Below are 2,343 nucleotides of genomic sequence, written 5' to 3'. Positions count from 1 at the left end.
CCCTATTTTCATACCTGGAGAAATCATCACAAAGGAAAATATCAACTATATCAAGACGAACATCGAAGCCGGCCTGCCTGTTCAAGGACCTGAAGATTATGACCTTCGACATTTACGTGTGATAAAGGAACATCGTGCTATAAGATAAATACTCCCAGAAGACTCCATCTCCATAAGGGGTCTTCTAATTTGATTGTCCAAAAAAATAAAAAGGTGAAGAAGTCTGGGCTCCTCCACCTTTCCCTATATGATTACCCCTTTAAGTAAGAACCTCTCCGTAATTCCCCGTAAAAATTAATCGTCTATTTCTACATCATCATTACATTCACAGCAATTAGAGAATAAAACAGAAACCTTCTCATCTTCGTAATGTTCAATTGTATTCAGGCATGATTGACAAACAATTGTTCCCATCTTTTTTTCCTCTCCTTTAATGATGTTTTGTAAGCGCTTTATCTTAACTGATTCTATAATAATATAACACATTTAAAAAATCAACCTTAAATTGTATAACATATTTAAAATATTTTTCTTTAAAGTAGTCATATTATTGAATGATATGCGATTAATGGCTATTAAAGACCTTTTTGTGATTCTTAACACCGCAGTTGATTTCCGTGCGCTTTCCGCGGGCGAGCGTGGAGCCTTCTCGGTCAGCTATTAAGGGCAGGAACTGGGCTTAGAGGCACATGTCATAAGCTACACGCCTCTGAGCAAAGCCCTTCAGCTTTTCTGTTAGGAGTCTACGTCCTGCACTCCAATCAACTGCTGGAACAGACTAAATACACCAACATGTTTTAACATAGTCATTTTACTAAAAGCAACATTGTTTATATCAGGTAAATCAAGACCAATTTGATTTGATTAAGAGAAAATTTTTATATTAAAAGAGCAAATAAAAAACCTGAACGAGATACATTCAGGTTTTTAGTGATTATGGGGTTTGGATTTTGTTTGGATCGAGAGTTTCGTAGCCTTTTTTCCTGAGACCTTTAACGATGTCAGTCAACCCTTCACTGGTCCATGCACGATCATGCATCAGGAGGTTTGCACCATCATTAAGGTACGGGCTGTTAACCATTATATCTGTAATGGCTTCTTTTGTTTGGTACTGCTTCTCCCAATCATATCCATATGTCCAATTCATGAGAGCCATCTTTTCTTCTGCAGCTATTTGTTTACTGTAGTCCGTATTCAACCCGAATGGGGCCCTGAAAAACTTGGGGCGTTCTCCCGTAATCGACTCGACTAGATCATTAAGTGAACGTATTTCTTCCTGTTGTTGTTCCGGAGTCAGATCCGGTAAAGAACTATGACCATACGTATGATTTCCTATAACAAACCCCATTTCATGAATCTTTTTTAAGACTTCCTTTTCCTCAGGGGTGTCAAGGAAATGACCATTAACGAAAAATATTGCAGGAGCCTCCAATGCTTTCAAATCTTCAGCCATTTTTAAGGCATGTTCATCAGGTGCATCATCAATCGTCAACAATACCACTTTCGTATTTTGATCAGCGATTGGCTGGACGCTCCAATTCGCTTCGTTTATTTTGTATTGTGGCTCCTGAACAACTTTTTCTGGTTGTTCTGTTGCTGCTGTTTCTTCTTTCACTTCTTGTTCAGCCTCTGTTACATCTGAGTTTTCCTTTTGTTCTTTCGTTTCCTCTGCCGGTTCCGTGTCTTTAGAAACATTGGCCGCCCCGTCTGTACAAGCCGTTAACATTAACAAAGTCATACCTGATGCGATAATCTTTTTCATCCTTCTCACCTTTCAACAATCACTTTGAATATTTTAACATAATCTTCGTGAATCTGGATTGATTTTAAAATATTTCCATTACATGTTCAAATAAAATTTTAAAAGCAAAAAAACAGGATAAACTGAATGAGGTTATAAACAGAGTCAATTTCCTCGATTGAACGATTTTTTTAGCTGCTGTAAATGCAATGTAAAAAAACAATACGAACATGATCCATTTATATTCCACATGATCCTTTACCGAGACCCATTCTGCAATATAAAAAACGCTCCATAGAATCATCTGAACAAGAAAAGCAACATAAAACTTCATGTTAAGCACCCTTTGTTCTAAAGTATTTCTATTAATGAATTGAATAACATAGTATATTCTTTGAATGTTACTTTCATTATTGATGTCTTTTCATTTCTGTAACATTTCAATGACTTATCACTTTTTCATTTTTTCATATGATAAAATGTGACCAATAGATAGGTCTTTATACGCATTAATCACTTAAGTTCATGGGCATCGCTAAGAAAAGAGGATGATGTATGAAACATTTACTTACCTTGATTATGTTAGCATCAACAGCGTTAAT

At 36.2% G+C, this 2,343-nt stretch carries 3 protein-coding genes; 1 reads left to right on the top strand and 2 read right to left on the bottom strand.

The window, feature by feature from the left end:
* A partial coding sequence (locus tag HP456_RS22915; protein ID WP_446680282.1) for a hypothetical protein occupies window positions 1-148 on the top strand: 148 nt, incomplete at its 5' end.
* A 146-nt stretch (window positions 149-294) separates the two neighbouring features.
* On the opposite strand, the gene HP456_RS22910 is transcribed toward HP456_RS22915, so the two are convergent.
* Both HP456_RS22910 and HP456_RS22905 read right to left on the bottom strand, forming a co-directional pair.
* Window positions 295-414 carry a GapA-binding peptide SR1P gene (locus HP456_RS22910; protein WP_074439988.1) on the bottom strand — a complete coding sequence of 40 codons (120 nt, stop codon included), beginning with the start codon at window positions 412-414 and terminating at the stop codon, window positions 295-297.
* Between the two features lie 520 nt (window positions 415-934).
* A complete protein-coding gene (locus HP456_RS22905) occupies window positions 935-1,762 on the bottom strand; it encodes a polysaccharide deacetylase family protein (RefSeq protein WP_172255375.1) in 828 nt (275 codons plus the stop codon).
* Window positions 1,763-2,343: the final 581 nt, after the last annotated feature.

The sequence above is a fragment of the Bacillus haikouensis genome (assembly GCF_013179555.1).
GTDB lineage: Bacteria > Bacillota > Bacilli > Bacillales > Bacillaceae_B > Rossellomorea > Rossellomorea haikouensis_A.
This window is presented reverse-complemented; position numbering and strand designations above follow the sequence as displayed.